At 56.4% G+C, this 26,826-nt stretch carries 24 protein-coding genes; 13 read left to right on the top strand and 11 right to left on the bottom strand.

Features of this window, described 5'->3' with window-relative positions:
• Nucleotides 1-32: 32 nt before the first annotated feature.
• Nucleotides 33-1,076 carry a magnesium and cobalt transport protein CorA gene (locus Q4P78_RS04695; RefSeq protein ID WP_303339198.1) on the top strand — a complete coding sequence of 348 codons (1,044 nt, stop codon included), beginning with the start codon at nucleotides 33-35 and terminating at the stop codon, nucleotides 1,074-1,076.
• Between the two features lie 159 nt (nucleotides 1,077-1,235).
• On the opposite strand, the gene Q4P78_RS04690 is transcribed toward Q4P78_RS04695, so the two are convergent.
• The 4 genes from Q4P78_RS04690 to Q4P78_RS04675 form a co-directional block, all read right to left on the bottom strand.
• Entirely contained in the window at nucleotides 1,236-1,877 is a 642-nt protein-coding gene (locus tag Q4P78_RS04690) for a hypothetical protein (RefSeq protein WP_303339197.1), read from the bottom strand.
• A gap of 225 nt (nucleotides 1,878-2,102) precedes the next feature.
• Nucleotides 2,103-2,702, bottom strand: a complete 600-nt coding sequence (locus Q4P78_RS04685; RefSeq protein WP_303339196.1) for a GNAT family N-acetyltransferase — start codon at nucleotides 2,700-2,702, stop codon at nucleotides 2,103-2,105.
• Nucleotides 2,703-2,856: 154 nt separating this feature from the next.
• On the bottom strand, nucleotides 2,857-3,903 hold the full coding sequence (locus Q4P78_RS04680; protein ID WP_303339195.1) for an iron chelate uptake ABC transporter family permease subunit: 1,047 nt from the start codon (nucleotides 3,901-3,903) through the stop codon (nucleotides 2,857-2,859).
• The gene (locus Q4P78_RS04675; RefSeq protein ID WP_303339194.1) at nucleotides 3,903-5,075 is read right to left on the bottom strand and encodes an iron ABC transporter permease; all 1,173 of its coding nucleotides are present in this window, start codon (nucleotides 5,073-5,075) and stop codon (nucleotides 3,903-3,905) included. The genes Q4P78_RS04680 and Q4P78_RS04675 overlap by 1 nt, the downstream gene beginning before the upstream one ends.
• 276 nt (nucleotides 5,076-5,351) lie before the next feature.
• Between Q4P78_RS04675 and Q4P78_RS04670 the strand changes: the two genes are divergently transcribed.
• From Q4P78_RS04670 to Q4P78_RS04640, 7 genes are all read left to right on the top strand, one after another.
• Nucleotides 5,352-6,395, top strand: coding sequence for an ABC transporter substrate-binding protein (locus Q4P78_RS04670; protein WP_303339193.1), 1,044 nt, complete (start codon nucleotides 5,352-5,354; stop codon nucleotides 6,393-6,395).
• A gap of 376 nt (nucleotides 6,396-6,771) precedes the next feature.
• Nucleotides 6,772-7,578, top strand: coding sequence for a transporter substrate-binding domain-containing protein (locus Q4P78_RS04665; protein ID WP_303339192.1), 807 nt, complete (start codon nucleotides 6,772-6,774; stop codon nucleotides 7,576-7,578).
• A gap of 315 nt (nucleotides 7,579-7,893) precedes the next feature.
• Entirely contained in the window at nucleotides 7,894-9,039 is a 1,146-nt protein-coding gene (locus Q4P78_RS04660; RefSeq protein ID WP_303339191.1) for a PLP-dependent aspartate aminotransferase family protein, read from the top strand.
• A 123-nt stretch (nucleotides 9,040-9,162) separates the two neighbouring features.
• A complete protein-coding gene (locus Q4P78_RS04655; RefSeq protein WP_303339190.1) occupies nucleotides 9,163-9,975 on the top strand; it encodes a transporter substrate-binding domain-containing protein in 813 nt (270 codons plus the stop codon).
• Between the two features lie 12 nt (nucleotides 9,976-9,987).
• Nucleotides 9,988-10,662: an amino acid ABC transporter permease gene (locus Q4P78_RS04650; RefSeq protein WP_303339189.1), complete on the top strand. Its 675-nt coding sequence runs from the start codon at nucleotides 9,988-9,990 to the stop codon at nucleotides 10,660-10,662.
• Nucleotides 10,655-11,404, top strand: coding sequence for an amino acid ABC transporter ATP-binding protein (locus Q4P78_RS04645; protein WP_303339188.1), 750 nt, complete (start codon nucleotides 10,655-10,657; stop codon nucleotides 11,402-11,404). The genes Q4P78_RS04650 and Q4P78_RS04645 overlap by 8 nt, the downstream gene beginning before the upstream one ends.
• A gap of 127 nt (nucleotides 11,405-11,531) precedes the next feature.
• On the top strand, nucleotides 11,532-12,635 hold the full coding sequence (locus Q4P78_RS04640; protein WP_303339187.1) for a pirin family protein: 1,104 nt from the start codon (nucleotides 11,532-11,534) through the stop codon (nucleotides 12,633-12,635).
• Nucleotides 12,636-12,737: 102 nt separating this feature from the next.
• On the opposite strand, the gene Q4P78_RS04635 is transcribed toward Q4P78_RS04640, so the two are convergent.
• Complete coding sequence (locus Q4P78_RS04635) at nucleotides 12,738-13,538, bottom strand: trimeric intracellular cation channel family protein (RefSeq protein ID WP_303339186.1); 801 nt, start codon at nucleotides 13,536-13,538, stop codon at nucleotides 12,738-12,740.
• A 157-nt stretch (nucleotides 13,539-13,695) separates the two neighbouring features.
• Here Q4P78_RS04635 and Q4P78_RS04630 point away from each other — a divergent pair, with 157 nt between their 5' ends.
• Nucleotides 13,696-14,340 carry an L-alanine-DL-glutamate epimerase gene (locus Q4P78_RS04630; RefSeq protein ID WP_303339185.1) on the top strand — a complete coding sequence of 215 codons (645 nt, stop codon included), beginning with the start codon at nucleotides 13,696-13,698 and terminating at the stop codon, nucleotides 14,338-14,340.
• A 79-nt stretch (nucleotides 14,341-14,419) separates the two neighbouring features.
• Here the strand turns inward: Q4P78_RS04630 and Q4P78_RS04625 are convergent, their stop codons facing one another.
• The 3 genes from Q4P78_RS04625 to Q4P78_RS04615 all read right to left on the bottom strand — a co-directional run bounded on the left by Q4P78_RS04625 (nucleotide 14,420) and on the right by Q4P78_RS04615 (nucleotide 16,852).
• Nucleotides 14,420-15,274, bottom strand: coding sequence for a hypothetical protein (locus Q4P78_RS04625; protein ID WP_303339184.1), 855 nt, complete (start codon nucleotides 15,272-15,274; stop codon nucleotides 14,420-14,422).
• A 393-nt stretch (nucleotides 15,275-15,667) separates the two neighbouring features.
• Entirely contained in the window at nucleotides 15,668-16,201 is a 534-nt protein-coding gene (locus tag Q4P78_RS04620; protein WP_303339183.1) for a carboxymuconolactone decarboxylase family protein, read from the bottom strand.
• Nucleotides 16,202-16,852 (bottom strand): peroxiredoxin, encoded by a 651-nt coding sequence (locus Q4P78_RS04615; protein WP_303339182.1) that lies wholly within the window; start codon nucleotides 16,850-16,852, stop codon nucleotides 16,202-16,204. It lies immediately after the preceding gene.
• Between the two features lie 83 nt (nucleotides 16,853-16,935).
• Between Q4P78_RS04615 and Q4P78_RS04610 the strand changes: the two genes are divergently transcribed.
• Nucleotides 16,936-17,517 carry a GNAT family N-acetyltransferase gene (locus Q4P78_RS04610; RefSeq protein WP_303339181.1) on the top strand — a complete coding sequence of 194 codons (582 nt, stop codon included), beginning with the start codon at nucleotides 16,936-16,938 and terminating at the stop codon, nucleotides 17,515-17,517.
• A 79-nt stretch (nucleotides 17,518-17,596) separates the two neighbouring features.
• On the opposite strand, the gene Q4P78_RS04605 is transcribed toward Q4P78_RS04610, so the two are convergent.
• Nucleotides 17,597-19,246, bottom strand: a complete 1,650-nt coding sequence (locus Q4P78_RS04605; RefSeq protein WP_303339180.1) for a Na+/H+ antiporter — start codon at nucleotides 19,244-19,246, stop codon at nucleotides 17,597-17,599.
• A 382-nt stretch (nucleotides 19,247-19,628) separates the two neighbouring features.
• Here Q4P78_RS04605 and pdxS point away from each other — a divergent pair, with 382 nt between their 5' ends.
• Nucleotides 19,629-20,537, top strand: a complete 909-nt coding sequence (pdxS, locus tag Q4P78_RS04600) for a pyridoxal 5'-phosphate synthase lyase subunit PdxS (RefSeq protein WP_303339179.1) — start codon at nucleotides 19,629-19,631, stop codon at nucleotides 20,535-20,537.
• Between the two features lie 111 nt (nucleotides 20,538-20,648).
• A complete protein-coding gene (gene pdxT / locus Q4P78_RS04595; protein ID WP_303339178.1) occupies nucleotides 20,649-21,254 on the top strand; it encodes a pyridoxal 5'-phosphate synthase glutaminase subunit PdxT in 606 nt (201 codons plus the stop codon).
• 94 nt (nucleotides 21,255-21,348) lie between these two features.
• Here pdxT and Q4P78_RS04590 read toward each other — a convergent pair whose 3' ends face one another.
• Both Q4P78_RS04590 and Q4P78_RS04585 read right to left on the bottom strand, forming a co-directional pair.
• A complete protein-coding gene (locus tag Q4P78_RS04590) occupies nucleotides 21,349-22,671 on the bottom strand; it encodes a M18 family aminopeptidase (protein ID WP_303339177.1) in 1,323 nt (440 codons plus the stop codon).
• Nucleotides 22,672-22,876: 205 nt separating this feature from the next.
• Nucleotides 22,877-24,004 carry a CPBP family intramembrane glutamic endopeptidase gene (locus Q4P78_RS04585; protein WP_303339176.1) on the bottom strand — a complete coding sequence of 376 codons (1,128 nt, stop codon included), beginning with the start codon at nucleotides 24,002-24,004 and terminating at the stop codon, nucleotides 22,877-22,879.
• Between the two features lie 305 nt (nucleotides 24,005-24,309).
• On the opposite strand from Q4P78_RS04585, the gene Q4P78_RS04580 reads away from it, so the two are divergent.
• Nucleotides 24,310-26,781, top strand: a complete 2,472-nt coding sequence (locus Q4P78_RS04580; protein ID WP_303339175.1) for a hypothetical protein — start codon at nucleotides 24,310-24,312, stop codon at nucleotides 26,779-26,781.
• Nucleotides 26,782-26,826: the final 45 nt, after the last annotated feature.

The following is a 26,826-nucleotide window of genomic DNA, read 5'->3' as shown; positions in this document are numbered from 1 at the left end:
ATGCTCACTCTTTGTACGAATAGGAGTCATTCGTGACCTACCTGATTGGCGCCAACTACCCCGCCCAAGGCCCGGCGCATCTGGATATTAGCTTTGAGCAGGCAGCCGACGCCTACCGCGCAGGTTCCTCCTTTGTAGCCATGGGCTACGCCCACCCGGACGCCACCGAGCTCAATAGCCTGCAGGAGCTCTTTGGTCTGCACGATCTGGCGGTGGAGGATGCCTCCCAGGGTCATCAGCGTGCCAAGCTGGAACGCTACGATGACCGCTCCTTCTTTTTGGTCGGCCGACCCGCCGTGTACCTGGACGATAGCGAAGAAGTGAAACTGGGCGAAACCCACGTCTTTATGGGCGAGAAGTACTTTGTGGCACTCACCCGCGATAGTATGCGCACCCAGGGCGAGATGCGCGATAAGCAGCAACTGGCGCTGATTCTTGCCGCACCCGATATGTCCCCGGCGCGCCTGCTGCACCGCATGGTGGACTCCATGGTAGACGGCTACGCGCCCGTGCTGGCAGGCCTGGAGCACGATAATGACCAGATTGAGGATGCGCTCTTTGCCGACGATATTAGTCTAGATCGCGATCTGGCGAAGCGTATTTACGCCTTGCTGACCCAGGTGATTGATTTTCAGCGCGCGGTCAAGCCCCTAGAGCGTATGCTGCCGCGCCTGACCGAATATATTAGCAATGGCACCATGAGCATTACTCCCTTCCCCGGCGCGGGAGCTGAGGATATTGCCACCGAGCGTACCGAGCTGCTGCGCCAATTCCGCGATGTGTACGACCACACCGTGCGCATTAAGGAAGGTCTGGAGGATCTGCGTTCCTCCCTGGAGAATGCTCTGCGCGTGCACGATACCCTGGTCGGTCAGCAGCAGAATGAGGATATGAAGCGTATTTCTGTATGGGCAGCGCTGCTGATGGTGCCGACCATTGTGGGTTCAGTGTACGGCATGAACTTTGATGATATGCCGGAGCTGCACTGGGAGTACGGCTACCCGGCGGCTCTGGGACTCATGCTGATTTCCGTGCTGATTCTGGTGGCTGTGTTTAAGCGTAAGAATTGGTTCTAGGGTAGTATCTGCCCAGAAATTGATAGTGTAGACCCCGGTATCGACAGCGGTACCGGGGTCTAGCTCTACGGGGTGAAGAATTTACCGGGCGAAATGCGCTCCGAATTTTTGTAATTACAGGTTTTTACGCGACCGGAAGTGCCGCATAGATTCCAAACCTTAGGCGGCAAGACCCACCGACTTGCGAGCAATACGCAAAGCATCGCGACGGTGGCGCGTAAGGCGATTACGCAGCTCAACGGGCAAGTCTGCTTCCTTGAGCATATCTTTGGTTAGATCAGTACCAACCATTGCCGCTTCCACCATGGACATCACTGCGTAGAGGTTCGCCCCATTGACTCCTTCGGCGCAGGAGGCACTATTACCCAGCAGGTAAAGGTCTAGATTCATGACCTCGTGAGCCCAGTGCATATGCCAGGTTTTCTTTGCGCCCGGGCGAGTGAACTGGAACCCCATATGGGTCAGCACAATGTTGGAGGCACCGTGTAGGCGACCGAATCGCAGCGCCACACGGTAGTCACCGCTGGCATCCAGAGTGGGGAACTTAATGACCAGGGCATTCTGAGCGGCAGCCTCCATATCGCGCATATTCACCGCTGCGGGGCGAAAAATACGCTCGCTGGTGCGGGAAAGCGGCGCACGCAAGAAGGTCTCGGCGTACAGCTTAGGATCGCTGAGGGTCTTCTGCACGCAGAGACGTACCCGTTCAACGTCGAAGCGCTCCATATCGACCATGCGGCCGGTGCTAAAAATCAGGTTCAGATCACCGTTGACCTGTTCGTCAGCAAAATACTTTTCCATTGCTAGTCCTTCCTTTAGGATGTGGTTGATTTCTGTATCCGCGTTCCGGGGTGGTGCCCCTCGCGATGTGTGACTACAGCCTATAGAAGGGAACAGACAGTTTAAGAAAATTTTTCTTTCACTTCTTTGGACGGGCTCAAAATAATGCCCTGACAAGCACAAAGACCCCCGATACACTCTCAGCGAGAGTAACGGAGGCCTTGAGCTTAAGGTCCTACGAGGCGCCTAGAAGCCGCGACTCATGCGCTGAGAATGCGCCGGAGCCCACAGCCCCAGAGCATTAAACACCGGCTGCTCCAGCTGGAAACCGTGACGCTCATAAAAGGCAATCGCGTGCTTATTTTCTGCAATCACCCAGGCATAGGCGACCTCTTCGGGGTAGATTGCCGATTCAAAAAGGGCGGTGCCCAGACCGGTGCCGTGGGTGCGTGCCAGAGTGTAGAGATTGCTCAGCTTGCGAGCGCCCGCGGGCGGGTCATCAATGCCTTCTTTATGTTCCCAATCGGCAACATGGCAGTGGGATAGCACGAGCCCAACCGGTTTATCCCAGTCCACCTGCCCACCCACGGCGCAGGAGAGGGACACGCTGGGTTCCCAGGAGGGGTTCTCATAGGCGAGGAAGGCGCGCGCATCGACTCGCGCGAAGTCTTCGGCGGCGCGGGCGATCATTTCTTCGCGGTTAACGCGGTGCTTGGCTCCATAACCGGGGGCAATGAGCGGATCGTAAGTTTCGCTCATGCACTCTAAGAGTAGGTCAATGTATTTCGGTGCGTCTCCCGACACCAGAGGCTCAATAATATAGCGTCCTTCGCAGATAAAACCCATGGTTTAAGTCTACGCTCCCTTGCCGATGCGTATCTTGCTATCTTGCGACTCTTCGTGCTTATTTCGGCTAACAAGATAGCCCATTATTGCTACAAAGCCCCTGTGTGTTTATCTCATTGAGATACGAGACACAGGGGCTTTGGGGATTTATAAGCTAACGGGTTTTACGCAGCAACCACAGCATATACAAACCGCCCACAGCACCGGTCGCCAAACCCACCGGGAACTGGAAAGGCTGCAGTGCATGAGAAGCAATGAAATCAGCCAGCATGAGCAAAATACCGCCCAGCAGAGCCGAATGCCACAGCGCCGCACCCGGAGTATTCCACAACCGACGTGCAATCTGCGGAGCCACCAGCGCCAAGAAACCAATCGGGCCACCAATAGAAATCGCAATAGCCACCAGAGCCACCGCACCGGCAATCAGCAGGTTCGTGGTGCGTCGAACGTTCAAACCCAAACCGGACGCCAAATCATCGCCCAACTCCAGGGTGCGCAGCTGAGCGGTCAATAGCAGCACCACGGGAATCACAGCGCACAGCACCAGCGCCGGAACAGTCACCTGATTCCAAGAAAGAGCATTGAGCGAGCCGTGCTGCCAGGTCTTTGCCGCCTCCGCACGCTCCAGGGAAGCGCGAGTAATCAAATAATCATTCACCGCAGCCAGCATTGCCGAAACAGCAATACCAATCAGCACCATCTTCTGACCCATGGAGGCACCGCCGCGCACACCCGCCAGGAGCATAACCAGCGCCGCGGTTACAAAACCACCCATAATTGCACCGGCACCCACGCCAAGACCGCTAATATTGGTGCCCGCAACCAGCATAATCATCAGCGCGCCGGTTGCCGAACCCACGGTAAAACCAATAATATCGGGCGAACCCAGGGCGTTACGGGACACCGACTGGAAAATCGAACCGGACAGGCCCAGAGCGGCACCCACCATAAAGGCAGCAATCATGCGCGGCAGGCGCTGATCGAGCACAATCATACGGTCGGTATCGCTACCGGCGCCACTAAAGAGCACCTGCAGCACGCGATCGGGGGTAATATCGTAGACACCCAGAATCAGGGTTGCCGCCGCGACCGCCAACCCTATGCCAATAACCAACAGGGTACGCCCCAGGGGGGTGCGGTAGTGTCCGGGAATAGCGGGAGGAGAGGATACGCCCGCGCGAGAAATCGTCTGTACGCTCATTATGAGCCCTGCCCTTCTGCCAGATCGTGAGCTACTGCCTTGGAACCCATCCGGCCGCGCTTGGAGCCCTTCGAACCGGAACTAATGCGCATGACCAGCAGCATGAGCACAGGGGCACCAATAAATGCGGTCACAATACCGACTTCCAGTTCGCTGGGGATAGCAATCACGCGACCGAGCACATCGGAGGCGAGCATGAGCACCGGGCCGTAGACCAGGGCCAGGGGTAGCACGCGCGCAATATCGGCGCCCACCAGCAGGCGAATCACGTGGGGAACCACCAGACCCACAAAACCGATGGGGCCGGCAATAGCGGTGGAGGCGCCGCAGAGCGCCATAATTGCCACAATCGAACCGGCACGTACCCAGGTGACGGGCACGCCCAGGCCGGCTGCGGCGTCCTCGCCCAGTGCCAGGGCACGCAGGGGGCCAATCAGTAGGAAGGATAGCAAAACACCCACGGCGATAAACGGCAGGGCGGCGTAGACCTGCTCATAGGTGCGGTTTTCCAGGGAGCCAACCACCCAGAAACGGTGGGAGTCAAAAGCCTTGGAGTTGAACATGGTAATAATGCCCGTAATGGTACCCAGGCAGGCGTTGACTGCAACACCGGTGAGTACCAGGCGAGCCGTGGAGTCCAGATTCGGTTTGGAATCCACCACGCCCATAATAAAGACCAGGGCAGCGGCGGCACCGGATCCGGCGAGCGCCAACCACATCTTTACGTTGTTATCGCTCAGGCCAAAAATGCCGGTGGAGACCACCACGGCAACAGCAGCGCCGGAGTTCACGCCGAGCAGACCGGGTTCTGCCAGGGGGTTGCGACTGAGCGCCTGCATGAGCACGCCCGCCAGTGCCAGGCCGATACCGACCAGCAGGGCGGCGGCGGTGCGGGGCATGCGCTTTGCCCAGATGAGTTTAGCTTCGAGGGTGTTGGCGTCCGGGTGCAGGAAGCCGTCCAGCGAGCGATCGAAGCTGAGCATGCGGGAGCCACTGGCTAGGGATGCAATAAGGAGCACCGCCAGCAGTACCAGGCCGATAATGAGCGCGAGTAGCCAGTATGTATTCTGACGTTTTTTGGATACGCTGGGATCTGCGCTGCTACCGGGACGGCGGCGTGCGCTCGGGGTGGCTGATTCACGATCAGCGCGAGGAAGCTGTGTGGTACTCATCTGTTTTCTGTGACTGCGTGTTGGGTATGTGCGATGCGCCGGTGGGCACACCGTTATGGGGATCCGTCGGGTGCTGATTTTTGAAAATCGGCACCTGCCGGTGATGTATCGGTGGGTATTTCCACGATTATTCGGGGTTACACCAGTAGACGAGCACTCAGTAACAGAAACTCTCAGTATATATATTCGCAATATAGCTAGACTATTATGCAATATATTAACGTCATACTTCTGCCCAAGATAGCGCTAGCCCTCATAAAAGGTTATCCTAATACAATGGCAAACACTAATATTTCCCGTAACATTACGCGCCGTTCCTTCGGCGCGCTGGCCCTGGGTTCCTTCGGCGCATTGGCTCTGGCAGCTTGCGGTTCCTCGAACTCCTCCTCTACTTCCGGTGCTTCCGCAGGCGCATCCGTTTCTTCCAAGCCCGCCCCCTCCGCTCTGCCCGGCGGCATGGGCACCACCGTTGCTGACGGCGTTTTCCCCCGTACCGTTAAGCACTTCAAGGGTGAGACCACCATTGAGTCCGAGCCCAAGAAGATTGTCGTGATCTCCACCGGTCAGGTTGATGACGTGCTGGCACTGGGGGTTGTGCCTGTTGGTGTTGCAGACGCTAAGGAAGCAGACGGTGTACCCGCATACCTCAAGACCAAGTACGCAGATAAGGCAGCTGAGCTGGACGCTATCACCAAGGTCGGTAAGCGTACCGCTCCGAGCATTGAGGCTATTACCAACCTCAAGCCCGATCTGATCCTGATCAACTCCACCGCCAAGGATGCAGCTATCTACGAGTCCCTGGGCAAGGTTGCTCCCGTTGTGGTCACCGAGGGCCAGGGTCTAAACTGGAAGCAGGACTTCCTGCTAATCGCTCACGCTATGGGCGCTGTACAGAAGGCAGAGCAGCTGCTCAAGGATTACGAGGCTTCCGCTAAGAAGCTGGGCGAGATGGCAAACGCTCAGGGCAAGACCTTCTCCTTCCTCTACGCTTCTGCTGACCGCACCCGCATCTTCGCTAAGTCCTCCTTCACCGGCTCCATCACCACCGATGCCGGCCTGGATCGCCCCGCATCCCAGCAGGTTGCTAAGACCAGCGTGGATATTAGCGCCGAGCAGCTGGATCAGGCTGATGCTGACTACCTGTTCTATGCAGTTCAGTCCGGCGATAACTCCAAGCTGACCGGCGAGGCTCTGTGGTCCACTCTGAAGGCTGTTTCCGAGAACCACGCCTACGCTGTAGACGCAGATGCGTTCTACATGAACGCAGGTATTACCGCAGCTCAGGTTGTTGTGGAAGAGATTGCTAAGGTCCTGAAGTAATACTTTTGAAGTATCTACAGGTTTTTGCTTAATAGAGCATTAAGGTGGGGCGTATATCCATACGCCCCACCCTTTGTATTACCCCTATAGTTCGTAGTGTATTCTCGCTTGCATACACGCTAGCACTCTGCATTGTGCAAATACGCGACCCTGACCCGCCGCTATGGGTATTATATTGAGACTATTTCTGAAAAGATTGGCTCATCTTTTCGTATCTTTGCACAGAATACTCATGCCTGGGTATAGCTCTTTGAAAGCACCGCTGAGCTATATCGATAGGCTGTATACGCCTTAAAACGGGATAAACCCGCATTGGGCTGTGTTGCATTCACTGGCTACACTAGAGAAGCAACACAGACAAAGAAAGGCACTTTCCGTGGCAATTAACCGTCGAACCGCACTGGCAGGCGCAGGCGCACTGGGTATTACCGCACTCCTGGCAGCATGTTCCTCCTCCAACTCCAGCTCGGCAGCGAACAAGCTCGAAGAAATCAAGAAGGCGGGCAAGATCCGTATCGGCATGGAAGGCACCTACCGCCCCTTCGGCTTCCATCAGGCAGACGGCACCCTGGCAGGTTTCGAAAAGGAACTGGGCGATTTGATCGCCAAGGACCTGGGCGTAACCGCAGAGTACATTGAAACCCCCTGGGATTCCCTGATTGCCGGCGTGGACTCCAACCGTTACGACATTGTTATTAACAATGTCTCCCCCTCCGAGGAACGCAAGAAGAAGTACGACTTCTCCGTCCCCTACCTCTACTCCGAGCCCAAGGTTGCGGTCCTGAAGACCTCCCCGCTGCAGAATGTCAGCGAGATTTCCGGCAAGACCTCCGCACAGTCCGAGACCTCTAACTTCCGCAAGATTATGGAAGACAAGGGTGCTCAGATTGTCACCATTACCGGCTTTGATGAGGCAGTGGAAATGGTGAACTCGGGTCGTGCCGATATGACCGCCAACGACTCCGTGACCTTTGCCGAGTACCAGAAGGAGCACAGCGACTCCAAGCTGCGACTGCTCGAGGGTTCCCTGGGCGCGGGCACCAATGCGGCAGTGCTCATGCCCAAGAGTCAGCAGGCCCTGGTGGACGCAGTCAACGAGTCCATTAAGAAGCACCTGGACAATGGTGATCTGAAGGCGATCTACATTAAGTACGTCAACGAGGATCTCTCCCCCAAGGCATAAGCTCTAGCGCTCCTAGAGCATGTCAGAGCTCAATCGGGCCGTCACCTTTTCACGGTGGAGGCCCGATTGCTCTATTTTCAGGTTTTCTCTCGTATCCGGGTAGTCCATAGGGGTGTATAGAGCTCCGCAATATTCTCGTCAGCACGTCACAAAAGGGTGAAAAAGCCTCGGAGCAGCTGACATATTACGTAACATTTCTCTCCGACCGCGAAATATTAAGTCATATGACACATAGAAGCGCACAAACTACCCGAGAGCCCCAAATGTGGGTAAGCTAAGCGAAGAAAGCACTCAGCCGAGTCGAAAGAAGGAATCATGGCAGGCTTCACCACCCGAGCAATCCACCTGACGGAAGATAACCAGTACGGCTCCATTCTGCCGCCCATTTTCACCACCACCACCTACGCTCAGCCCCTCGATGTAGAGGGTCCCTACGAATACCAGCGCGGTGGCAACCCCTCCCGAGAAGCCGCAGAAAAGACCATGGCGGCGCTGGAAGACGCTAAGCACGCCTACGTCTACCCCTCTGGCATGGCGGCAACCACCGCTGCACTGAACATCCTCAAGGCAGGCGAAACCGTGATTATGGGTATGCCCATCTACGGCGGCTCCTACCGTTTTGCCACCATTGAGCTGGCGCAGCGCAATGTGCAGACCCGTTTCGTCAAGGACTTCAGCACCCTCAGCGATGCTGATTTCGAGGGTAACGTGACCATGGTCTTCCTCGAGTCCCCCACCAACCCCACCCTGGAAGTGCACGATATCCAGCATGTTGCTGAAATTGCGCACCGCAACGGTGCGATCGTGGTCGTAGACAACACCTTCATGACCCCCTACCTGCAGCGTCCCCTGGAACTGGGCGCCGATATTACCGTGCAGTCCGCCACCAAGTACCTGGGCGGTCACGCAGACCTGCTCGCCGGCGTTGCCGCAACCAATAACGACCAGCTGGCAGAGCGCCTGTGGCACAACCAGATGGTCTCCGGTTCCATGCTCTCCCCCATGGATTCTTACCGCCTGCTGCAGGAGTGTAAGACCATGGCGATTCGCATTGACCGCCAGCAGGAGAACACCTACAAGATTATTGAATTCCTTCAGTCTCACCCCGCCGTTGAGCGCGTGCTCTACGCCGGTAGCGCTTCCGAAAAGGAAGCTGAGATTCACGCACGTCAGGCAAAGGGCGTGGGCGCGCTGATTTCCATGACCCTGGTTGAGGGTGCCGATCCCAAGCTCTTCCTCAAGCAGTTGCAGGTGTTCACCTTCGCGGTGAGCCTGGGCGGTATTGAATCCCTGGTATCCCTGCCGGCGCATATGGTGCTTGGCTCCTACTCGCAGGAGCACCGCGATATGTTCGGTATTGAGGATCGTCTGATTCGCCTGGCAATCGGCATTGAAGATATTGACGATCTGATTGCTGATCTCAAGCGTGGCCTGGACGCTATTAGCGAATCCTTGGCATAGCCCCATTTTTAAGCACGCCGCGAGGAACCCGACTCTGCGTTGAGAGGCTCCTCGCGGCGTGAAAACTCTCAGTATCTATATCCATCTAGCAATATAGCTAAAAGAATATATAAGGATTGCCCCATGACTATCATTACCCGACGCACCGCTCTGGCAGCAACCGGCGCCTCTGCACTGGCAGCAGCTCTGGCAGCATGCTCTTCCTCTAACTCCAGCTCGGTAGCGAACAAGCTCGAAGAAATCAAGAAAAACGGCAAGATTCGCATCGGCTTGGAGGGTGCATTCCGTCCCTTCGGCTACCATGACAAAGACGGCAAGCTCACCGGCATCGAATACGAAATTGCCGAAGCAATCGCCAAGGATCTGGGCGTGAGCGCAGAATACATCGAGACCCCCTGGGACTCTCTGATTGCCGGCGTGGAATCCAACCGCTACGATATCGCAATTAACAACATCTCCCCCACCGAGGCACGCAAGCAGAAGTACGACTTCTCCATCCCCTACGCCTACTCCGAGGCACGCGTGGCGGTTCTGGATAGCTCTCCGCTGAAGTCCGCCAGCGAAATTTCCGGTCACTCTTCCGCTCAGTCCGAAACTTCGAACTTCCGCACCCTCATGGAAGAACGCGGTGCTAAGATTATCATCGTTGCCGGATTCGACGAGTCCGTGGAAATGGTCAAGTCTGGCCGTGCCGAGATGACCGCTAACGACCTGGTGACCTTCAAGGCATACCAGCAGGAGCACCCCGACACCAAGATTCGCCTACTCGAGGGCGAAGTCGGTCCCGGCTCCGATGCCGCTATTCTGATCGCAAAGGGTCAAGATGCTCTGAAGAAGGCCATCGACGAATCCATCCAGAAGCACCTGGATAATGGTGACTTCAAGGCAATTTACGAAAAGTTTGTGGGCGTCGATCTGAGCCCCAAGAAGAAATAGCGCTAAGGAATTATGGATCGCTATCTAAACCTGTGGGCAGACTCGTTGCCGCAGCTGCTCACGGCAGCCGTGGCAACGACCATCCCGCTTACGCTCATCTCCTTCGCCCTGGCACTGCTCATTGGCACCGTGGCGGCGTCCCTGCGCGCCTCCAGCATCAAGCCCCTGGCATGGCTGGCGTGGATTTACATCTGGATCTTCCGCGGTACCCCCCTGTTGGTGCAGCTGTTCATTATTTTCTACGGTCTGCCCAGCATTGGTGTGACCCTGGATGTGTGGAACGCAGCGATTATTACCCTAAGCCTAAACACCGGTGCCTATGTTGCCGAGACGTTCCGTGCGGCGGTAGCTTCTATCCCCCGCGGCCAGTTTGAGGCGGCTGCAACGCTGAACTTCACCCGTCTGCAAACCCTGCGTCACGTGGTGATTCCTCAGGCTGTGCGCATTGCACTGCCCACCCTGGGTAATGACCTGATTGACCTGGTCAAGGGTACCTCCCTGGTCTCGGTGATTTCCCTGGTGGATCTCTTCCAGACCGGTAAGCAGATTGCTTCGCGTACCTTTGAGCCCATGGCAATGTACACCGAGGTTGCTCTGATTTACCTGGTGATTTTCACCCTGCTGAGCATCGGTCAGAGCTATTTGGAAAAGCGCAGCAACCGTCACCTAAGGAGCCGCAATGCTTAAACTGGATTCCCTGCACAAGAGCTTTGGCGATACCCAGGTGCTTAAGGATATTTCCCTGGAGATTGCAGATGGCGAAACCACTGTTATCCTCGGCCCCTCCGGTAGCGGTAAGTCCACCCTGCTGCGCTGCTTTAACCTGTTGGAGCGCCCTGAGCAGGGCGTGCTGAGCATTGAGAACGATAGCGTGGACTTCTCCTCCAAGCTCTCTGAGGATGCTATTCGCACCCTGCGCCAGCACTCGGCAATGGTGTTCCAGCAGTTTAACCTCTTCCCGCACTACACCGCAGCACAGAATGTTGCTCTGGCTCCCGTACTCAACGGCAAGCTGAGCAAGGCTCAGGCGGCGCAGAAGGCTCAGGAGCTGCTGGCTAAGGTGGGTCTTGCCGATAAGACTGACTCCTACCCGGATAACCTCTCGGGCGGTCAGCAGCAGCGCGTGGCTATTGCCCGTGCCCTAGCGGTTGAGCCGGACTATCTGCTCTTTGATGAGCCGACCAGTGCGCTGGACCCGGAACTGGAGGCAGAAGTGATTCGCGTGCTCATGGATCTGGCTGCAGAGAATCGTTCCCTGGTGATCGTGACCCATAATATGGCGTTCGCGCAGAAGGTTGCCGACCGCATTATCTTCCTGGAGGGTGGTTCCGTGCGCTATAACGGCGCTCCCGCGGGCTTCTTTGCCAGCGATGACACCCGTATTCGCCAGTTCCTGAATGTGTACGAGCTGACCGAATACCACATCTAATCGATGGCTATCTCAGGCGCCCGCCCGGTGATTAAAACACCGGGCGGGCGCCTGGTTTATGCGCAATACCTGCCCCTTAGGTGCCCCTGCCCTGCCGCGTATAACACTGGCGCGTAGGATTAAACCCATGATGATTCTTGACCCGCGCCCGGTGCCCCTGGGCGGTCTTCGCGCCATGGAGGTTCGCCGCCTGATTCCCGCCCAGCGTCGCCGTATGATTGGCGCCTGGTGTTTTATTGACCATTACGGCCCCGATAAGGTGCCCGATACCGGCGGTATGCGCGTGGTTTCGCACCCGCATATTGGTTTGCAGACCGTCTCCTGGCTTTTTACCGGTGCAATTGAGCACCGCGATTCCCTGGGTACAGTGGGGCCGGTGCTGCCGGGCGAAGTGAATCTGATGACTGCCGGGCATGGCATTAACCACAGCGAGTTTTCCACCTCCGAGACCAATATTCTGCACGGTATTCAGCTGTGGGTGGCTCTACCCGCCGAAGAGCGCGCTACCACCCCGAAGTTCGAGAATTACCGCCCGCAGGTGCTTGATTGCCGCGGTGTGAAACTGAGCGTGTTTTTAGGTTCGGCGCGTATTGACCGCCGCCGTGAGGACGGTTCGGTCTCAAGCTATAGTGACCGTTCGCCGGTGCATACTTTCAGCCCCCTGCTGGGTGCTGAGATTCGTGTGGATGATGCACAGGCCCAGAACGCTGTGATGGATCTGCACGTTGAAGAAGACTGGGAATATGGTTTTGTGGTCGATTCCGGCTCTGTCACCGTCACTACCGCCAGCGGCGAAAAGATGACCGCCGGGCGTAATCAGCTGCTTTATTTCGATTCCTGCGACCATGAGAACGCCCCGGTGCGTGTTGAGTGCACCCCGGGTACCCGCACGGTACTGCTGGGCGGTGAGCCTTTTGGTGAAGAAATTATTATGTGGTGGAATTTTGTTGGCCGCACCTATGAAGAAATCGTTCAGGCACGCCAGGATTGGCAGGATCTGATTGCCGCCGATAATTCTGCCGCACTGGTGGCTGATGGCGTGGTGGCCGGTTCGCCCGAGGCGCCACGTTTTGGTCCGGTGGTACAGATGCCGGCGGGCTACCCGCTCAATGGTGACCGCGAGGTGATTCCGGCACCGGCTCTTCCTGGTGTTGCGTTGAAGCCACGCGGGGATAAGCGTCCTGTGCCGCCGAGCGCCGATGAGCCGTTGGATACCGGTCAGGTTTTCTAAAGCGTTGACAGCACACAATACCCCCAGTATTACCAACCAGGTATATACTCGGGGTATTTTTATATGCTCTTATATCCGCTTAAAACTGGGTATACACTGCCGCTACTTCAGGTTGCTTTCCTGCTGCTTACGCACCGACTCGCGGTAGGCAAGCACCTGTTCTGCGGTCAGCACCTCCATCTGATCAGTCAGAGGCTCACCCGGGGTCCAACCCTCATTCTGTAGGCGATCCGGCTCGCGACGGAAGGTATTGAGCAGATTCGGTCGAGGCACCTTAATCGAGGCAGGGGTGGTCGGCAGCTGCCAATTGCGCCAATGCGAAAGCAAACCAAAAATAGTGCAGCTAATAACCGACACGGCAATAGCAAGGTTCGGGCGGTGCAGCACGCTCCACACCAGAGCCGTCTCAGCAGCGCCCACAAACGCCACCGTGGCGTAAAGGGAGTTGCCGCCAAAGATAGCCGGAATACGATTGACCAGCATGTCACGAATAACACCGCCGCCCACCGCAGTGGCAACACCCAAAGCAATAGCCGGCAGCCAGTGCAGACCGTTATTCAGGGACTTAATGGTGCCGGTAGCAGCCCAACACCCCATGCCCACAAAGTCGACCACCAATAGCGCCTTGGTAGCCCAACTGGAGCTCAGGTCGATCACATAGGCAACCGCCACCGCACAAATTGCACCCACCCAATAACCGTGGTCGGTCAGTGCCACGGGCAGACCGGCATTAAGCAGAATATCGCGCAGCATGCCTCCGCCCATACCGCAGGCAATGGCCAGCAGCAGAAAGCCCACAATATCGAATCGGAAGGCGCGAGCAACCGCACCGCCGAGTAAGCCGTTAGCGACCACTGCGGCAATGTCTACAACGCGGAAGAGCGTATCCGGTTCAAAGCTCATATATCCCTCCGTTATGCTCGATAATGTCATAGGAAAAGCTGCACCCTGGCCGGGGCACAGCGCCGCATGTTATCTTAGCGTGCTTGTGCGCCGGGTGCACCTTTATAACGGTGAAATAGACACCATTTTATGAACATTGTTTGTGGAAAGGATCGCGGTGGCTAAAAGTTCCCTCACGCGTGAGCAGGTTGCTCAGGCTCTTGAGCCGGTTGCCGAGCATTTTCAGGCGCAAATGCCCGGCTACAGTGTGCGCACGGCGATTAGCGGCGCGGGGGCTGTGGCTATGTATTTTGAGTCACCTCCCTTATCCCTGTACGGTGTGAATGCTGAGGGTGAGAGCGTACCGCGCCGTCTGGTGGGCACCGTGGAGAGCGCCGGTCGAGGTCTACCCGCACGTCTTGAGGACCTAAAGTTCTGTTTTATTGCAGGAATTAGCGTTGCCGAGAGGGACGAGGAATACCCCGCGATCCCGGATGGGCTGGAGCCGGGCGCCCGGTTTGATGCTGAGCCCTCCTGGGTTTCTGCAGTGCAGGCTCTGGATACTGTCCTGGGTGAGGATCGGGAGAGCCGATTGATTTCTCGCGGAGGCTATGTGCCGGGGCGCCGTGCCCTGGGATCGCGTCGTATTGCCCTGCGCAAGCATTATTTCCCCGCTAAGCCCTATTTGGGTTTGGGCACTATTGATTGGTGTGCTGGGGTTCGCAGCGTGCCGGTGCCCGCCGATAATGTGCAACATTTGGTCTCGACTCTAATTGATCTACTGCGTGATTGGGACGGACAGTTACACTCTCTGAAGGCATAGCAATACACCTATGCACAAAGGGGGCTCCCTACCGGTTGGTAGGGAGCCCCCTTTGTATACACACCACATCCGAGAGGATTTAGGATGCGCCATTGAGCATCTTCGGCGCATTTTGTTCAGCATTCTTTCGCGCCTGGCTCACGCGCTCTATGAGTGCCGGATTATCCTGCAAAAAAGTAGTCATATATACATCTAGCCCTTCTGAGATTCGTTCTTCATAACGAATCTGTTCACGGCATAGTGCATCAGCAATAGCTACTTCTTGAGCTTCAGGAGTATTGTATGTTTGCATCATAGCTACACCCGGGCCAGCAAAACTGTAGGACTTTTCCGCCATACATTGCGACCAGTCTTCATTAATTTTTCGCGACTGTTCCGATGAAACAAATGCGTTAACGTAGGGTATGAGATAGTCTTCCAAGGTCACATAGTATTCCCAAACATCTCTAGGACCAAAGAGTTCATTGAGCACTTTATCCTGACAGGGCTGAAAATCATCCGAACCATCACCGTAGAAAGCGGTGCTTTCTTCATTACTCATTTCATAGCCCGTGTCACTACCTTTAGTCTTACCCGGCAAAGTTCCATACCCGCTGCTACGAGCTGTTTCCGTACTCAGGGGCCGTGGGATCACCAAGCTACGCACTTTAACGATATGGGGGAAGTAATATTCGCTACGTGCTTCATAGCCTTTTGAGACCATGCACTCTCGAGAGGCCTTTTGGTAGCTTGTATTCACGATTTCCGGAGTACGAGTCAGCTCATTAACCTTGTCAGCTGCGCCCCGCTGACTCTGTCCTGCAGGAGAAATTGATTCACTAGAATGTAGAGTAATATTCTCTGATTGTGTAGGCTGAGGAGCAGCGCATCCTGCGACAAGACCGATTAAAATAGCCCCCCACGACACAATAGATCGGCTAATTTTATGCATCATCTAAAGTTCAATCCATGTCTCTCGAGCTACAAAATCAGCCTGATCATTAGCTCCCGTAGATTGAAGACTGGATTGACGCCATCCCGGATCCAACGATGCAGAGCTTGCAATAGAGAACAACGTGCTCAACAGAAGCGAGAAGCTCAGGATAAGGGCCTTACAGTATTTTGAAGCCATGCCTTACATTCCTTCCATACTATGCATGGTGTGAGATACAGCTAGCAACGGATTCGTTGATATAAGGCTAACCTTATCTTATTTCTAGGTCAAGGGGTTTACTATAAATTTTTTACTACACCTATCAGAATGTGTAGATATATAAAGGGGGGCTCCCTACCGGTTGGTAGGGAGCCCCCTTATCGTTATGCGCTCAATCCGTGCGGATTGAAAGCTTTAGGCAGCCAGCGCCTCAGCAATCTGAATGCCCTGAGCCACGCCAGCCATAGTAGCGGCGATGCGGATCAGGTCGTTGACCTGCTCCTTGGTTGCGCCTTCTTCGCGCAGGGTGTGCTCGTGAGCAGCCACGCAGTGCGAGCAGCCATTGACTGCCGAAACAGCCAGAGCGTACATTTCGAAGTCCAGCTTCTCCACGCCGCCATTCTTGCCAATAATCTGCATGCGCAGACCCGCACGCTGATCATCGTACTCGGGCTCAAGGAAACCGCGGGTGCGGTAGAAGACATTGTTCATGCCCATAATGGTTGCTGCACCCAGGGCCGCCTCGACAGCAGTCTCGCTCAGGTGCTGCTTCGCCTCTTCAAGGGTCTCCACCAGAACAGTATCAACCTTGGTTGCTGCGGCGGTTGCCAGCAGGGAACCCCACAGCTGCTGCTCGGTCAAAGAACCCAGGCGAGTCATCGCCGACAGGTTCAGATTCATGTCCTTCGCGTAGGAAGGCAGTGCGGAACGCAGGTTCTCGATGCTCATTTACTTGCCCATTTCCTTGAATGCGTCGATGGTAGCAGCACCCTTCTTCCAGTTGCATGCGCACAGTTCGTCAGACTGCAGTGCGTCCAGCTGGCGCAGCACTTCGTCGGTGTTGCGGCCAACAGAGTCGGCGGTCAGCGACACGGACTGAATGGTGTTGTTCGGGTCGATGATGAAGGTTGCGCGGTCTGCCACACCGTCCTTGTTCAGGATGCCCAGTGCGGACACCAGCTCGCGCTTGAGGTCGGATGCCATAACGATGGGCAGGTTCTGCAGTTCCTCGTGGGAGCGGCGCCATGCGTAGTGGGTGTACTCGTTGTCTACGGAGACACCGATGACCTGGCAGTCGCGTGCTTCGAACTCGTCAGCCAGCTTGCCGAATGCTGCGATTTCGGTGGGGCACACGAAGGTGAAGTCCTTGGGCCAGAAGAAGACAACGCGCCAGGTGTCTTCATCCAGACCCTCGGAGCTAACGGTGGTGAAGTAGTCTTCGGGCTTGTTTGCTTCTACTTCTGCCAGGTTGCCGGGGATAACGCCGGTCATTTCGTAGGCGGGGAACTGGTCGCCGATGGACAGTACTGCCATGGGTTTCTCCTTGGGTTGGTGCGCCTGTTCGTAGGAACGGACGCGGGTGGATGCAATAATCTGCATTTTCTCTTACTACTATCTTAATATGAGTAATTCATAATATGCAAGTTTGTTTGGCCTAAAACCCCCACTGCTACACTAAATCCATGCAAGCACCCGAACTCATCACCGAAGACTTCACCCTCCGAGCGCTACGCATACAGGATGCACCCGCCCTGGTGGAACTCAACACCAACCCCGAAACACAATATTTCACCACCGTGCCGGTACCCTATAGCGAAACCGACGCGCTCTGGTTTATTGATTACGCTCAGCGGGCTGCAGCGAAGGGTCAAGAATTCGTGTGGGCTATTGACTATAGCGGTGCCTACGCCGGAACCATCGCCCTGCGCCTGCCCGAAGCCAGCGCCGAATCCCCCGGCTCTACTGGTTCTCTGGGCTACGCCAGCCACCCGGATTTCCGCCGCCAAGGCATTATGAAACGTGCCGTGGCTATGGTGCTGGGCTTCGGATTCGACCCTCAGGGACTGGGTTTGGATAGCATTACATGGAGCGCTCTTGCCGATAATGAGGCATCCATTGCCCTGGCGCGTTCTGTGGGTTTTCGTGATTTTTGGGTTACCGAGCAGAGCGCCGAAGAGCGTGTTTTACCCGATGGACAAGTCGTCACTCGCAACGAGATTCACGCTCGTATGAGCCGCGCCGATTTTGCCGCCATCTGGGTATAAGCGAGTGTTTTAAAAGCTTGAGCCCCACCTCCTGAGATAGGAGGCGGGGCTCAAGCTTTTAACCCGGGCATCTACAGAATTACTCCAGTTCCACCGGGCCCATAACGCGTACTTCTTCCATATCCAGACGTTCCTGGATTACGTGCAGCACATTCATATCAATGGTGCCCGCGGCGCGCATATCGATCAGAACCTCGCGCTGACGGTTCAAAATTGCGATGCGCAGTGCCTGATCCTGCTCCAAAATGCTGGGTTCTCGGCTACCGTCGGGGCGGCGCTCCATGGAGGAGTAGGTGCCGGCGCTTTCGGAGTCATCATCCAGGTGAATGCGCTTATTGTAGTGCGTAAATTCGCTGCGCAGTGCCTCGCGCACCTCATCGCTGACCTTAATCTCGTCGGCAATTTCATCCAGGGAATTGAATGCCTCGCGCAGGGCGGTGCGGGTTGCCATGTCAATCTCACGCTCTTCGGAGTCATCCACCGGCAGGTTCGCCCACTTAATCACGGCAGGTAGCGCCAGACCCTGAACCACCATGGAGAGCATAACCACGGCAGCAACCACGAAGATAATGTATTCGCGCAGGGGCGTGCCGTAGGGTACCGAGAGTGCAACAGCCAGGGAAATACCGCCGCGCAGACCCGCTGCGGTGCTAATCAAACGACCCTTAAAAGTGGTGCGTAGCTGCTTCTGCTTCTCGCTGCGATCCAGGAATCGAATAATGCGAATCGAGATCTCCAGGAAGAGATAACGTACCGCAATAGAAACCACCCACACCAGCAGAATGGCAAAAATACCCTTATAGAAGTGGTAGCCGTGCTCGGCGGCACTTTCTTCCATAGTGCGCCAAATTTCAGGTAGCTGAACACCCACCAGAATAAAGAGCGCACCGTTGAGAGCGAAGGAAATAAAGGCCCAAATCGGCAGACCGTAGAAACGATTGACCGGGGCAATGGTTTCCGGACCGTAATAGGTCAGGTAAATTGCGGCAACCACAACCGCTACCACACCGGAGCCTTTGAAGCCTTCGGCGATCTCCAGGGACTCGGAGAGCAGGAAGGCAATAAAAGGCACGGTCACCATAAAGGCGGTGAAATACATGGGGTTATCAATGCGAGCGCGAATCTTATTGCACACCCAGCCGACCAGATAGCCAACCAGAATACCGGCGGCAAAGGAGTAGAAGAACATGCCGGTAGCACGGCCCGCGCTGAGCTCATGACCGCCCGCAACTTCCAGTGCCAGGGCGAAGACCACCAGGGTGGTGCCGTCGTTAATGAGCGCCTCACCCTTAAGGGTGGAGATAGCGGACTTGGGCAGCTTACCGTTCAGGGTCGCCACGGCGGTTGCGTCCGTGGGTGCCAGGGCAGCACCAATAATTAGTGCAGGACCCCAACCAATGGGGGTGAAGGTGACCAGCGCCCAGGCAATAGCCACGGCGGTAACAATCACCAGCAGGGTACCGGTGAGTAGAATACCGCGCAGGCGCTTGCGCATTTCACGCCAGGAGGTGCCGCGCGCCTCCCAGAAGAGCATAATGGGCAGGAAGATTTCCAGAATAACGTGGGGAGGCAGTCCCAACTCCTGCACCTCGTGCAGCTGGTGAGCGGGAATCAGACCCATAAATAGGCCCACAAAAATCAGGACAATAGCCGGGGTAACGCGAATTTTATGCGCCAGGATATTGCCCACCAAAATTGCCACGGAGACGGCAATGAGTACTTCAAGCACGGAAGGGGTTCCTTGGGTAGTGAATGTCTGTGTGCCCCGCTCTGTGTACGCTGGCGCATTCTTGGTGACAGCCGGTGATGGCGGACAATGCGGGCATGACAAAAGAGCGCTTGGGCGCTTAGTTTCAGTCTAGCACCGCATATATGCGCTGCCTAGGGAAAATACGCTGCCCGGTGTGCACTTTTGCTCATAGCCTCTTTCTGTATTCTTTGATTCGCACCCCAAACACGAGAGGAGATACGAGTCTGATAAGGTGCCAGCGCGAGTAGACATTATGAAGATTTATGACATTGGGGTGGCTTTCTGCCCTTCTCTATGAAATAGGGTGCAAAATACCCCCTGAAAATGTGTGCTCGCCCTCTATTCGTGCCACAATGGAACTATGACTGAATTGAACAACCCCGTAACCGGCTCCCCGCTCGTTAAGCGTGGCCTGGCCGATATGCTCAAGGGCGGCGTCATCATGGACGTCGTCACCCCCGAACAGGCAAAGATTGCTGAAGACGCCGGCGCTGTTGCTGTGATGGCGCTCGAGCGTGTGCCCGCAGATATTCGCGCCCAGGGTGGCGTAGCTCGTATGTCCGATCCGGATATGATCGAGGGCATTATCGACGCTGTCTCCATCCCCGTGATGGCAAAGGCACGTATCGGTCACTTCGTGGAAGCTCAGGTGCTGCAGGCTCTGGGCGTTGACTTCATCGATGAGTCCGAGGTTCTCTCCCCCGCTGACTACGTTAACCACATTGACAAGCAGCCCTTCACCGTTCCCTTCGTGTGCGGTGCTACCAACCTGGGTGAGGCTCTGCGCCGCATCACCGAGGGTGCAGCAATGATCCGCTCCAAGGGCGAGGCTGGTACCGGTGACGTTTCCGAAGCTACCAAGCACATCCGCACCATTAAGCGCCAGATTGCTGAGCTGCAGGGCCTGTACAACACCATGCCCGATGAGCTGTACGTGAAGGCTAAGGAGCTTTCGGCTCCCTACGAGCTGGTTCTGGAAGTTGCTCAGACCGGCAAGCTGCCCGTGGTCATGTTCACCGCCGGTGGTGTGGCTACCCCCGCCGACGCAGCTATGATGATGCAGCTGGGCGCTGACGGCGTGTTCGTTGGTTCCGGTATCTTCAAGTCCGGCGACCCGGTTGCTCGCGCAAAGGCTATTGTGAAGGCTACCGCTCAGTTCGAGGATCCCCAGGTTATTGCTGAGGTTTCCCGCGGTCTGGGCGAAGCTATGGTCGGTATCAACGTTGCTGATATTCCGGCTCCCCACCGCCTGGCTGAGCGCGGCTGGTAATAGCTTCTCATATATGATGCGGGGCGGGTGTGCAGTCGGTGCGCACCCGCCCTTGATCGTCTCAATAACTATGTACCTCCCCTTGTTCAGGGGATGCTCTAGGAGGATGCAATGAGTGAATCTCTGCCCGGTGCGGGTAAAACTATTGGTGTGCTGGCTCTGCAGGGCGGCGTGGCTGAGCACGCGCAGATGATGCAGGATTTGGGCGCGCAGGTTGTGCTGGTCAAAAACGCTGCACAGCTGGAAAATATTGATGCTTTGATTCTGCCCGGTGGCGAGTCCTCCACTATTGACCGTCTGACCCGTATTTTTGATCTACGCCAGCCCCTGATCGACGCTATTGCTGGCGGCCTGCCCACCCTGGGCACTTGCGCGGGCTTGATTATGCTCTCAAAGACCATTGAGGATCCGGCTCCGGGTCAGCAGAGCCTGGGCGTGCTGGATGTGTCGGTGGGTCGTAATGCCTTCGGTCCGCAGGTTGATTCGGCGCAGGTATTCCTGCCCTGGATTACTCCCGCCGGTGATGAGGTGACCATTGATACGGCCTTTATTCGTGCACCGATTGTGACCGTCCCCGGTGAAGGCGTTCAGGTGGTTGCACGCCACGAGGACAAGATTGTGGGCGTGCGCTCCGGAAAGATTATTGGCATCTCTTTCCACCCGGAGCTGACCGGTGATACTACGGTTCATGAGGAACTGCTGAGCCTGATTGACTAGTATATATAGCCTATTAGATATATAGCTGAATATAATATATGCCCGTGCGACACTCTCCTCAGAGTGCCGCACGGGCATATATATTTCGGGTTCTTTATGCCACCGAAGGCAGGCGGTAGAATGCCTCAATCATACGGGTCATATACGCCATATCCTCCACATGGCACATTTCGCGCATGGAGTGCATGGACAGCAGACCAATACCAACATCCACGGTGCGCATACCCAGGCGGGTTGCGGTAATCGGTCCAATGGTCGAGCCGCAGGGAGTGTTGTTATTGGAAACGAACTCCTGATAGGGCACCTCGGCTGCACGACATGCCGCCACAAAGACACCGGAGCCTACCGAGTCGGTGGCATAGCGCTGGTTGGCATTGATCTTCAGCAGCGGGCCGTGACCGGGCAGAGGCTGAACGTTCGGGTCGTGGTGGCTGGAGTAGTTCGGGTGCACTAGGTGACCGGCGTCGGCCGAGAGGCAGAACGAATCAGCCAGGGAACGGCGGTACTCCTCCGGGCTTTCCCCGCGAGCAGCACTGAGGCGAACCAGCACATCTTCCAGGAAGGGGCCGGCGGCACCGCTGCGGCTACCGGAGCCGATTTCCTCGTGGTCAAAGGCGGCAAGCATGGCAGTATCGTGTGCCTGCTCATCGGCATTATCGACAACATAGCGTTCCAGGGCGCACAGGCCGGCGTGAACCGAGCTGAGGTTATCCAGGCGACCGGAGGCAAAGAATTCCTCGTGCTCGCCGAAACGGCGCGGATCCTGGGAGTCTACGGTAAAGAGGTCGTAGCCGACGATATCCTCTTCAGCGATTTCTTCTCCCCCGTCGATAGTCTGACGGGTCAAATAGCCCAGCAGGCTGGAGTCCTCGGAGTTCGCACCCCAGATCGGGTACATATTGAACTGGCGATCCAAGCTCAGGTCATTGCGCTTGGTATCCAGATGAGGCGCCAGCTGAGGCACACGTGCCAGCGGACCGGTGGCTACATAGCGGTCTACCAGCTTGCCATCCTGCAATACGGTCAGGCGACCTGCAACGCGCAGCTCGCGATCCAGCAGGGAGTTTAGTAGCGCGCCGCCGTAGTTCTCCACGGCAATCTGATTCCAGTTTTTAAAAGACACGCTCGGCTGCGGCTTAATTTTCAGCGCCGGGGAGTCGGTGTGGGCGCCCAGTACACGGTAACCGCTGGCTTTTTCAGCTTTGCGGCCACCGGCCCAGGCGATGACGGCGCCGTCGCGAATGACATAGTGGCGCCCGTATGCCACCTGAGAATCCCAGGCGTCGTTTTCCTGCAGCTCGGTAAAACCGGCTGCCTGCAGGCGGCGCGCTACAGTGCGTGCTGCCAGGTAGGAGACCGGGGAGTCTTTGACGAATTGGGCTAAATCTTCAATGTTTTTAATTGCGTCTACACTCATACCTTAAGAGTACTCCTCTTGGGCTCTTTCGTGCAGAATATCCACGCTGACTGTCATATATCGGCGCTATTTAGGCCAATCATAAAAAAGCTATCGCCCGCCGGATGCGCATGCTCCGGGGGCGATAGCTCGGGGCGGTTCCCTCTCGAACCGATTTATTTGAAAATACAACCTATACGGGCTTATGTTTCACGTGAAACATGCGCTATACGGACTCAGCCACTACCTGAGGAGCCTGAATAATACGTCGGGAACCAAAGCCCGCCTTGCGCGCCCAGATGCACATAATCAGGGTATACAGAGCCTCAATGCTAAAGGTCAGGGCGAAATCCAGGAAACTCGTACCCGCCTGAGCAAAAGGATCCTGGGAGGCAATCAAACCCATAAACATAACCAGCACATTATTACCCACGTGCAGACCCACGCCCGCCTCAATACCGCCGGTGTAGTAGCAGAGGAAACCAGCCATCAGACCCATGGTCAGCACGCCCGCCTGGCCCCAGAAATCATAGTCGTGGCCGAGCATAAAAAGAACCGCGGGAATGGAAATAATAATCACCGGGTTCTTAATCCAGCGGCCCAGAATCTGCATGGCATAACCGCGGAAAGCCACCTCCTCGGCGTAGCATTGCAGCGGAACCAGGAAAATCATGAGCGCTATAAACGCAATAAAACGACCGGCATCAACCTGTTCATTAATCTGCCCAAAGCCCGCAAAAGAATCCATAGCACTGGTGATCAGATAGAACAGACCGTAGATGGTAAAGCTCAGTCCCAGGGAGCGACCCAGCAGCCCCCAGCGCATGCGACCGGTCACCGAATGCAGCAGACCCCAGGGGCGAGCACCGAAGATCCAGCGTCCCAAAATCAGCGCGGGAGATAGAGCCGCAATAGACCCAAAGCTCAAAGCCATGACCATGGGATCAATCAGGGTCTGGGTCTGAATATATGCCGTGAGTTTATCGGATTCGGTCGATAGATTCGACGCATGGTAGCTCAATGCCAGATACATAGAGAGAACAATCTGAAGCACAATGGTTGCAGCAAGGGCAAGACCGCCACCGACCAGTAGCTCCAGCAGGGGCTTGTACCATTTCACGCGGATATCGCTGCGCTCGAGCTGATCGTAGGTGTACTCACCCGGAATATCGCGTGCAGGCACTACGGGGTATAAGGGCGCCGCGGGTGCCGGGCTGGCGAAGTTCACCGCGGGATCTGCGGGCGCGCTCTGAATAGCGGAGGCTGCATTCTGCTCGTACTCAGCGTAAGGTTCGGCGCTAGGGGGCGCAGTGTGCTGCGTATTCTGCGGAGGCTCGGGTATATTCTGCGTCATGGCATCTCTTTCATTCACTGACTGGAAGAATTCGGGGCAATATATCATCACCTAATGGTTCCTACCCTAACATGTCGGCCTCAACCTGTCAGAGGTGTTCTATAGAGTGAAATACGAGTCTATTGAGCGCAATATTTCGGCACTGAGGGCATATTGCCGGCCATAAGCTGGGAGCTTGCACAATATATGGTCAGAAACCACAAAATATTGGCGTAGCTATGCGATACTTTTAGTGATAACGCAATGTACGAAAATATTGTGCGGGGATTCTTCCGGTTGAATTCTTCGCGCATGAGGAAGGCATTATGGCACTCATCTTCAACCCGCCGCCCAATTGGCCCAAGCCGCCGGAGGGTTTTGTTCCCACCAATACCTGGCGCCCCGACCCGACCTGGGGTCCCGTACCTCCCGGCTGGCAGCTGTGGATTGAAGAGCCCGAGCCGGAGCCCACTCCCGAGGTGGTTGAGGCTCCCGAGGCAGATATCCCCGAGAACCTGGGCACCCCTGAGCAGATTGCCCTTCCCGAGCAGGTAGCAACTGCTGCTGAGCCCGTTATCGAGGACATTGCAGCTCCTCAGGCGCTTGTAGAGCCCGAGTTTAATATCCCTGCTCCCGCACTGTCCGATATTCCCGCGCCGAACCTGGATTCCATTCCGGCACCGGCTGCACCCAATGCAGATATCCCGGCGCCGAACCTTGCCGATATTCCCGCGCCGGCTGCTCCGGTAGCGGATATTCCGGCCCCTGAGCTGCGCTCTATCCCGGCGCCTAGCCTTGCAGAGATTCCTGCACCGGCTGCCCCGGTAGCGGATATTCCCGCGCCCGCCGAGACTGAAATTATCGGTGCGGCTGCAGAGGCTCATGACATTATTATTGAGCCCGAGCCCCGTTTTGCCGAGGATCCTCAGGCTCCCTTCGTACCCACTGATGAGGTACCCGCTGTAGAAATCCCGGCGCCCGAGGTTCCGGTGGCCGAGGTGCCCGTTGCGGAAGTTCCCGTAGCTGAAATTCCTGCTCCGACTGCACCTGCCTTTGATATTCCGGCGCCCGCTGCCCCGGCTCCCGTTCAGGAGCCCGCTGTAGAGGCCCCGGTTGAACCCGTTATTGAGGCAGAAGAGATTCCGGCTCCGCGTACCTCCGAGGAGTTTATCCCCGGTAGCTCTCCCTTTGTGGAATTCTCTATCCCCCTGCCGGTGGATGACATTGAGATTCAGGAGCCCCTGGAGTCTGTCGAAAGCCAGAGCCCCGAGAGTGCTGAGGCTGTCGCCGCTGAGATTCCGGCTGCCGAGATTCCCGCGCCTGCAGCTGAAGAGGTTGCTGTAGACGCTCCCGCCGCTCAGGTTCCTGTCGCGGAGGTTCCTGTGGCAGAGGTTCCTGCAGCTGAGCCCATTATTGAGGTTCCCGTTGCTGAGGTACCCGCACCGCAGGCTCCGGCAGAGCCCGAGTGCATTGCCTCCGAGCCCGTAGCTTTTGAGGCTGAAGTTCCGGTCGCAGAGGCTCCTCTTGCCGAGGTTCCGGTGGCTGAGGTGCCCGTAGCGGATATTCCCCAGGCTAAGATTCCGGCAGCTCAGGCTCTCGTAGAGCCCCTCTACGTTCAGGACCAGGTTCAGGAACCCCTCACCTTTGAAGCTCCCGCAGCATTCGAGGCCCCCGCAGAACCTGCATTCTCCCAGGCGCCCTTCACCGAGGCTCCTATCGCGGAGGTTCCCGTAGCCGAAGCACCCGTTGCTTTTGAGGCGCCGGACTTCTCCGAAGAGCCGACCGTTATTGCACAGCCTGCAGCATTCGAGGCTCCCGTAGCTTTCGAGCATCCGACCGAAGCGCCCCTGGCAGAAGCACCCTTCGCTCAAGCTCCCGCTGCGGATATTCCCAGTGCAGATACTCCCTTTAACCCCGCTGCTTCTCTTGCAGCCGGCGGTGCCGCTCTGGGCGCAGCTGCTGCAACCGGTGCTGCAGCTACCCAGAAGAAGGGTTCGAAGAAGCTGCTGCTGAGCATTATTGCCGGTGTGGTGGTTCTAGCTCTGATTATTGCCGGTGCCGTGTTCTTTATGAACCGCGGCGGCAGCGGCAATGCTGAGCCCGCAGCTGAGACCTCCAGCGCCTCCAGCGCTGCAGAGAGCTCCTCTGCCTCCGCATCTGCTAGCGCAGCTGAGGCAAAGAGCGTGGAGCTGCGCCAGCCCAGCGGTGACTTCAAGGAGTACAAGGGCGACGGCTCTAAGGTCATTGATATTGAGAAGCCCAAGGGCGTGGACTCCAAGGCGATTGTGACCTATGAGTTCACCTCTTCGAAGGATTCCGGCAGCCTGTTCTCCATGCAGGGTCGTAGCGATAGTGATCAGCCCAGTAACCTGAGCGTTGCCGAGACCACCAGCAACCGCACCGCTGTGAACGGTTCGGTGTGGGCTGATATTGAGCCGAATCAGGCGAATAAGACCCGCAAGCTCAAGATTGAGGCTGAGGGTTCGTGGACTATCCGCGTGTACGATGAGTCCTCGGCTCCCAAGTACGCTAAGAATGAGAAGTTCCAGTCTAAGCAGCTGAACTACGCATTCCTGTACACCGGCGGCGCGGGCACTCTGCAGGCTACCAATGAGCGTAGCAGCGAGGGTAGCACCAGCATTATGCTTACCCGCGGTACTAAGAGCCAGCAGCGCGCTCAGGTGCTTTCGAATGCGGAGCCTAAGTTCAAGGGTTCGCTGGAGATCACCGAGTCTGAGGAGATTTACTTCCAGGTCAATACCACCGGTACTTCCACCTGGTCGCTGGATGTCCGCTAATCTCTGTCTCTAAAGACAGCGTCAAGGGGCCCGCCTGAGTTATCA

Origin of the sequence: Rothia sp. (in: high G+C Gram-positive bacteria), assembly GCF_030540545.1 — a bacterium.
GTDB lineage: Bacteria > Actinomycetota > Actinomycetes > Actinomycetales > Micrococcaceae > Rothia.
This window is presented reverse-complemented; position numbering and strand designations above follow the sequence as displayed.

Excerpts from the sequence above, each read along its gene's own strand:
- Q4P78_RS04690 (WP_303339197.1), bottom strand. The coding sequence starts at position 1,877 with ATGGAAAAGTATTTTGCTGACGAACAGGTCAACGGTGATCTGAACCTG.
- Q4P78_RS04685 (WP_303339196.1), bottom strand. The coding sequence starts at position 2,702 with ATGGGTTTTATCTGCGAAGGACGCTATATTATTGAGCCTCTGGTGTCG.
- Q4P78_RS04680 (WP_303339195.1), bottom strand. The coding sequence starts at position 3,903 with ATGAGCGTACAGACGATTTCTCGCGCGGGCGTATCCTCTCCTCCCGCT.
- Q4P78_RS04675 (WP_303339194.1), bottom strand. The coding sequence starts at position 5,075 with ATGAGTACCACACAGCTTCCTCGCGCTGATCGTGAATCAGCCACCCCG.
- Q4P78_RS04670 (WP_303339193.1), top strand. The coding sequence starts at position 5,352 with ATGGCAAACACTAATATTTCCCGTAACATTACGCGCCGTTCCTTCGGC.
- Q4P78_RS04660 (WP_303339191.1), top strand. The coding sequence starts at position 7,894 with ATGGCAGGCTTCACCACCCGAGCAATCCACCTGACGGAAGATAACCAG.
- Q4P78_RS04655 (WP_303339190.1), top strand. The coding sequence starts at position 9,163 with ATGACTATCATTACCCGACGCACCGCTCTGGCAGCAACCGGCGCCTCT.
- Q4P78_RS04650 (WP_303339189.1), top strand. The coding sequence starts at position 9,988 with ATGGATCGCTATCTAAACCTGTGGGCAGACTCGTTGCCGCAGCTGCTC.
- Q4P78_RS04645 (WP_303339188.1), top strand. The coding sequence starts at position 10,655 with ATGCTTAAACTGGATTCCCTGCACAAGAGCTTTGGCGATACCCAGGTG.
- Q4P78_RS04640 (WP_303339187.1), top strand. The coding sequence starts at position 11,532 with ATGATGATTCTTGACCCGCGCCCGGTGCCCCTGGGCGGTCTTCGCGCC.
- Q4P78_RS04635 (WP_303339186.1), bottom strand. The coding sequence starts at position 13,538 with ATGAGCTTTGAACCGGATACGCTCTTCCGCGTTGTAGACATTGCCGCA.
- Q4P78_RS04625 (WP_303339184.1), bottom strand. The coding sequence starts at position 15,274 with ATGATGCATAAAATTAGCCGATCTATTGTGTCGTGGGGGGCTATTTTA.
- Q4P78_RS04620 (WP_303339183.1), bottom strand. The coding sequence starts at position 16,201 with ATGAGCATCGAGAACCTGCGTTCCGCACTGCCTTCCTACGCGAAGGAC.
- Q4P78_RS04615 (WP_303339182.1), bottom strand. The coding sequence starts at position 16,852 with ATGCAGATTATTGCATCCACCCGCGTCCGTTCCTACGAACAGGCGCAC.
- Q4P78_RS04610 (WP_303339181.1), top strand. The coding sequence starts at position 16,936 with ATGCAAGCACCCGAACTCATCACCGAAGACTTCACCCTCCGAGCGCTA.
- pdxS (WP_303339179.1), top strand. The coding sequence starts at position 19,629 with ATGACTGAATTGAACAACCCCGTAACCGGCTCCCCGCTCGTTAAGCGT.
- pdxT (WP_303339178.1), top strand. The coding sequence starts at position 20,649 with ATGAGTGAATCTCTGCCCGGTGCGGGTAAAACTATTGGTGTGCTGGCT.
- Q4P78_RS04590 (WP_303339177.1), bottom strand. The coding sequence starts at position 22,671 with ATGAGTGTAGACGCAATTAAAAACATTGAAGATTTAGCCCAATTCGTC.
- Q4P78_RS04585 (WP_303339176.1), bottom strand. The coding sequence starts at position 24,004 with ATGACGCAGAATATACCCGAGCCTCCGCAGAATACGCAGCACACTGCG.
- Q4P78_RS04580 (WP_303339175.1), top strand. The coding sequence starts at position 24,310 with ATGGCACTCATCTTCAACCCGCCGCCCAATTGGCCCAAGCCGCCGGAG.